The sequence below is a fragment of the Sphingopyxis sp. LC363 genome (assembly GCF_000756385.1).
Lineage (GTDB): Bacteria > Pseudomonadota > Alphaproteobacteria > Sphingomonadales > Sphingomonadaceae > Sphingopyxis.
The window spans coordinates 1-6,173 of the sequence record NZ_JNFC01000060.1; the positions used below are offsets into that span (position 1 = coordinate 1).

3 protein-coding genes and 1 pseudogene are annotated in these 6,173 nt (G+C 57.6%); all 4 read right to left on the reverse strand.

Features of this window, described 5'->3' with window-relative positions:
* Nucleotides 1–127: 127 nt before the first annotated feature.
* Nucleotides 128–367 (reverse strand): annotated as a pseudogene (locus FG95_RS17600) (transposase); the annotation flags it as partial.
* Nucleotides 368–409: 42 nt separating this feature from the next.
* Nucleotides 410–1,729 (reverse strand): TonB-dependent receptor, encoded by a 1,320-nt coding sequence (locus FG95_RS17605; protein WP_037557551.1) that lies wholly within the window; start codon nt 1,727–1,729, stop codon nt 410–412.
* 909 nt (nt 1,730–2,638) lie between these two features.
* On the reverse strand, nt 2,639–3,472 hold the full coding sequence (locus tag FG95_RS17610) for an IclR family transcriptional regulator (protein WP_161786575.1): 834 nt from the start codon (nt 3,470–3,472) through the stop codon (nt 2,639–2,641).
* A gap of 161 nt (nt 3,473–3,633) precedes the next feature.
* A complete protein-coding gene (locus tag FG95_RS17615; protein WP_161786576.1) occupies nt 3,634–5,982 on the reverse strand; it encodes a TonB-dependent receptor in 2,349 nt (782 codons plus the stop codon).
* Nucleotides 5,983–6,173 lie beyond the last annotated feature (191 nt).

Consider the following 6,173-nt stretch of genomic DNA (forward strand, 5'->3'; position numbering starts at 1 on the left):
TTCCACGCTGTAGATCCCCACACCTCCCTGACTCGGCAGAAAGGCTTCAAGGTGGACGACTTTTACGCCGCCCGCAGCAGGACTATCCCGCCGCTACCGTGGTCGAATATTGCTCCGCCGTTCTCAGCTCCGCCTTGAGCTTCGCCACTTCCTTGCGCAAACGCGCTATCTCCAGCTGCTCCGGCTTCATCTGGCCATGCCCCGGAAATGCCGATGCCGGATCGCTGCCAAAATCGCGCACCCAGTTGCGCAGCACCGTCTGGTGCACAGCAAGATCCCGCGATGCCTGTGAAACGCTGACACCGCGCTCCTTGATCAACCTCACTGCCTCGAGCTTAAACTCGCGCGTAAACTTCCTTCGTTCCATGTTGGTCCTCCAGTTCGATAAAACACCTTTTCTCGGTGTCCATCAAACCGGCAGCAGGCCAGATTTTGTCAGCGGAGTGACATCCTGGAACTGGACCGTCCCTCCCGAAAGCGTGGCAGGGGCCGCCGTTCCTTCCAGCGTGAGCTCCTGGCTCAGCTTCTCACGCAGGAAATAGGCACCGGTGATCCAGTCGAGCGCTCCATCAAAGGACGATCCATTGAGCTGCAGTTCCTGACTGAACTGGTTCTGCCAGACCTTCTGCCCATAATTGGCGATCGCCTTGTCGGTCGCGTCAAAGTCCAAACCGGCCGATTGCTTCAGTGTGCGATAAGCGGTGATCGATTTCAAGGTTGCACCGCCCAAATCCAGTTCGCCAGTCAGCGAGATACCGCGCAGACTGAGGTCGTTCGGCGGCCGATAATCCGAATAGAAACGGTCAAACTTGCCGATATCGGCACGTTGCTCCTCTGACACCAAATTACTGGTCGTCGTGCCCGGGGTGGCAGCGAGCAAGACCACCGCTGGCCCCGCGCCGTTCTGTTCCGTCATGTCTCCGCGGACTGTGAACTTTAGCGCGTCGGAAGGGCGGAAGAGCAACGACAAGCGTCCACTTACCGATTGCCGCTTGTTGAAGTTGCCTTTTCCCAAGCCTAGCTTGGACGTATTCGTTGGCGCTACGAGCACGTCGCCCCAGCCATCCTGCGTCAGCCCAACGACCGAACCGCCAATATAGAGCGTGTCGTTATCCGACAATTCGCGGTTGAATGAAAACTGTCCGCGCAACCCGTTGCGCGATGAGACTTCCATCATAGCCTGCATGCGCTCGGGAGCATCTGGCGAGCGCGTGATGTAACTGATAAGACCGCCAGTGGCGTTCTTGCCATAGAGCGTGCCCTGCGGCCCTCGAAGAACCTCGACACGTTCGACATCGACCAGGTCGAGATTGGCGCCTTGCGTGCGTGGATAATAAACGCCGTCAATATAGATGGCCACGCCCGGATCCATGTTGACAGTGAAGTCGCCCTGGCCAACACCGCGAAGAAAGAATTGGCCGGCTGAACCGCCATTGCCGGAGCCTGCGCTCAGCATGTTGGGAACTGATTGCGTGACCTCGGACAAATTCGTCACCGAGCGGTCCGCAAGCGCTGAGCCGGAAAGAGCGGTCACGGCAACCGGGACATTTTGCAGGCTTTCGGATGTGCGCCGCGCCGTCACGACAATGTCTTCATAGCCTTGTGTCTCACTGGACGGCTTTTGCGTCGGAGCCGTATCCTCGCTCTGCGCCGACGCGTTGACCGGAAAAGTCAGCGCGACCATCGCGACGCTCAGGGACGTCACGGTAAAAACCTTATCGAACTTCATACTTACCTCCCCTTATTCCTATCTAATCGTTCTGAATTTCATCAAAATCCGACGTCCCTGCCGACCTCTCAAACGGGAAGGCTCATGGGTTTCGCCGCTCCTATTCCAGCAGAAGAGCTTGCCGCGCCGAATACGCCGGTGCGTTCAAGTAAATTTGGCCAGCAGCATGCTGCTGCGAAATCAAAAATAGCTGAATGTCCCGAAGGGCGCTGGCGCAGGCACGCGTAAGAGCCGGCGAGTGCTGTGCTGACATCTAGTGTCATGTCCTCTTCCCAATGGGCCTCTTTGGTCTTGGCAGCCGCAAGGCATGCAGGGCGCTGAAACGCCTTGGGCATAGCTAGCTAGATTTCCGTATAATGCAATGCTTTTTACATCGGGTAAAATTGCGGCCGGGTTTTTTGCAGAGAATCCGCAATAGAATCCTGAACTTCAAGCTTCTTCCGACCGACGGAATCGGAAGAAAACCGTCGGTCCGTCGATCGAACGAGCAACGATTCGTCCATCCTCGTTGATCTCGCCAACAGTTCGCGAATTGGACAGCCGCGGCACACGTCGCTCTTGCGCCAGCGATCGCCGCTCAACCCGGGAGCCGCACGGCGAGGCAACTTCTAAACCCCAAACTTCCGTTCGGCTGTCGCGATAAGGGGCGGCACGCAATGGGAACCGCACACCCCCCGTCATGCGCCAATCTGGATTGTCGGCATTGGCCGGCGGTCATCAGCGCGCCTTCAAACGGCCGATCTGGCCAAGCGCCAACTCCTACGGGAGGGAATATGCAGTTGAATCACCCATCGTGGCCTGCGGCCTGCGGCAGCATTCAATGACTCATTGAATAAAGCTCATTGAGTCGCCGCGCCCGACGCCATGATTTGGCAATCGCGCGAGAATATTCGACGCGCTTCCAGACTTTCAGTCGGTATGGCTCTCTTTGGCACCGCCGCGCCGCCGCGAAGGCGACCCCGAAGCGGATTCAAGTGGCCACTTTCCGCCAAGCGCCTCCGTTAACTGCTTGCAGGACGCAAGCAGTTGTGGAGCAATTGCGTTGTCATCCGGTGCTAGCATTCCTTCATAGGCCAGGGCCGAGGCAACTAATACCAAACGTCCCTGGAGATCGAATACCGGCGCCGCGACAGCGCGAAGACCCGGGATGAGATCGCCCTTCACCATAGCAAGTCCAGATGCTCGAACGTCGTCCAGAATTGCATTCGCATCCCCGATCGCGCGCTTTTCTGCGCGCATAACGGTCTTCCCAATCCGTTCAATAAGGGCTGGATCGCCGAAGGCACAAAAAACGCGTCCCGTTGCCGAGCGGAGCGGAGGGAGCACGGATCCGATCGCCAGTGAGGTGATTACAGGAGGCGTACCATCGAACCAGCGGATAATTGTCGGTCCGGCGTCGCCCCAAATGGCCACGAGGCAGGTGCGTCCGGAATCCTTCGCGAACTGTGCGAAGACGTCATCGGCCATCGCGAAAATATCTATTCGAGACAAAGCCGCCAGACCAAGCCGTATAGCTCCGGCGTCTAAATCGTACAGGCCGGAGCGCTGTTCCTGTTTGACCATCTCAGCTTCCATGAGGCTGCTGAGATAGCGATGCGTCTGGCTCGCCGAAAGCGCTGCCGCTTGGGCGATTGACGATAGATTGGCGGCTCCCTTTTGTGACGCGAGCGCGGACAGGACACGCAACCCTACCCCAACGGATTGGATCCCGCGACGTTTGACACTCTTTTCATTGGAAACCACTTGGCCGATCCCTTGCTGTTTAGGACCGGGTAGCATGGACCTTGGCAACCCACCATACCATGTCGTGAGCCGCCGAACGAACGGAAAGCCGGTGCGGGAACCAGTCCCGCACCGGTGGGAGAGCCTGCCTCCGCCAGCTTGCGCGGGCGGAGGCAAGCTGGTCAGAAGCGTGCGCCCACTTGCACGCCGATGCTTCTCCCGCGGCTCATATAGATGCTGTAGCCACCTGGGATCAGTGCCGTGGCGACACCATATTCCTTGTAGGCCTTGTCGGTGAGATTGCGCACGAATACCGATGCTTTCCACCAGGAATCGACCGGAGTCACGGCGAGGTTCAGGTCAACCAATGCCAGGCCCTTTTGATAGCCGAGCGGATCGTCGTTCGTGCCGACATAATATCCAGATTTGGCCATAACCGAGACGCCCGGCGTGACGCGCAGATCGCCAGCCTCGATATCATAGGAGACGTTCAGGGTCCCGCTATACTTCGACTGGAACGGTGTGGGTCTCCCGGACAAGTCCTGCATGCAGACCGTTCCCGGGGGCGCTGCCTCGATTTGTTCCACCGTGCACACACCATTGGGAAAATCCCTGAACGTTGCGTCGAGATAGTTCGCAGTCGCATTGATGCGCAGACCGGTCACCGGCACGAATGTGACTTCGGCTTCGACGCCCTGGGTCCGGGCCTTGCCTACGTTGGTCGTAAATTGCGATGTCCCGAGGAAGGCCGAGAGTTGCAGATCCTCAAACGTGGTTCGGAAGACACCGAGAGAATATTCGAGCATGCGGTCGCCCGTGATCCCTTTCACGCCGACTTCGAACGACGTTGCAGTCTCAGGCGCAAACATAGCCTCTTCGCGGCTGACACCGTTCGCCGGAGTGCCGCCATACGCAATATCCACCCCGCCCTGCTTGGCGCCCTTCACGAATTTGCCGTAGAACATGATGTCGCTGTTCGGCTTGTACTGGATCACGACCTGCGGCTGGAAATGATATTCCTTGCGCTTGAGATCCTTGAACTCATGGCAAACCGCGGCAAACCCGGCCTGCACGAGCGCACATAGCGCTGGATCAGTTTGTGCCAGCACATCAGCCTGGGACGTGTCGAAAGTGACATTGGTGACCAATGGCGCTGCCAAGGACGATTGGTCCGTATTCTGGTGGAGGATGGCGTAGCGTGCACCGGCAGTTACACTGAACTCGTCCGTCAAATGCGCAGTAAGGTTTGCAAAAACGGAGTAATTTTTGTTGCGCTGGTCGATGTCCACGTAGCGCCCCAAAGCTGGCAGGGGAACGGCGATGGCCGGAAAGTTCGCATCGACCACGGATGCGGCTTTATATTTATTGTCTTCGAAATAACCACCAAAGGTGTAATCAATGCTTCCCGTGTTCACAGTGAAGCGCAATTCTTGGCTAAACTGCTGATAGTGCGTGAACAGGAAGTTGAGATAGTCGGGCAGATCGGACGTGTTGCTCTGCGACCCGCCGGCTCGCGTGTTCAGATACGCAGTGGTAGAACTGATCGTCCCGACGCCTGCATCATAGCTGATATCGGCCTGATATGTCTCGTGCCGCACCTCCACAAATTCGGGCGAGAAGAACGGGGCGCCGGAGGCCGTCGACGTCCTGTAATCGTCGAGCGTGATGTCCGTCTGCTGTCGGTTCGGATTAGTCGACTGTCTGATCTGCTGCCCGGTGCCGCCATTGTCGCGCACGCGGTCATATTCGGCCTTGAGCGAGATCGTCAGGTCGTTGGTTGGCGTCAGGCGAAGAGTACCGCGGACCGCCCGGTTGCGGAATGTTGGTTCGTCACGGCCGGTGAAATTGTTACGGAGCCAGCCCTTGTCGAGGTTTTGAAAGAAGCCCGCGACGCGAAAGCTTGCCCAGTCGCTGAGCGGCACCGTGACGCCGCCCTGGACGATCGTTTCGTCGTGGTTGAATTCATAAGATGCCGATGCATCAGCCTCGAACTCCGACCCAGGCTGCTTTGTCGTAATGTTCAACGCGCCAGCGGTCGTGCTGTTGCCGTATAGGAGAACCTGCGGTCCCTTGAGAACTTCGACCCGTTCAATGTCGAAAAGCGGAAGGCGCGCATGAAGATCGCGGCTGTAGGACACGTTGTCGGTGAATTTGCCGACCGATTGTGCGAATTGCGTTCCATAGGTACCGAACCCGCGCAGGTTTGTGGTCGGAGCGTTACCGGCCAGCGACAGGGTGAAGTTTGGAACGATAGTGACCAGATCGGTCAATCGCGCGATGTTGGCATCCTGCAACTTCTCGCCGGAGACGGCGAGTATCGAAACGGGGACGTCACGCAGTCTCTCTTCACGTTTTTGCGCCGTGACGACAATATCCTGGATGCCGGCGCTCGTAACATCTTCCGCCGTATCGGCAGCGGTGGCCGATGCCGTGGACTGCGCGAAGGCATTGCTTGACATCATGCCAAGGGTGATTGCCGTTCCGGCAAATAATGCTTTACGAATACGCGTATTTTTATGGGTAACCAACATAGTTCCTCCCCTGATTGTCATTTTATTATCTGACCTCTTGAACCTTAGTGAATATGCATTCTTGTGTCAACGGCGGAGCAAAAGTCGGCCATTCGGCGGCGTAAAACCAGGCCATCGTGTTACATGCCGGGGGGAGTGGCGTGAGGGCGTAGCCCGAGGGCCACTCCCCCCGGCATTGGTGTAATTTTCAG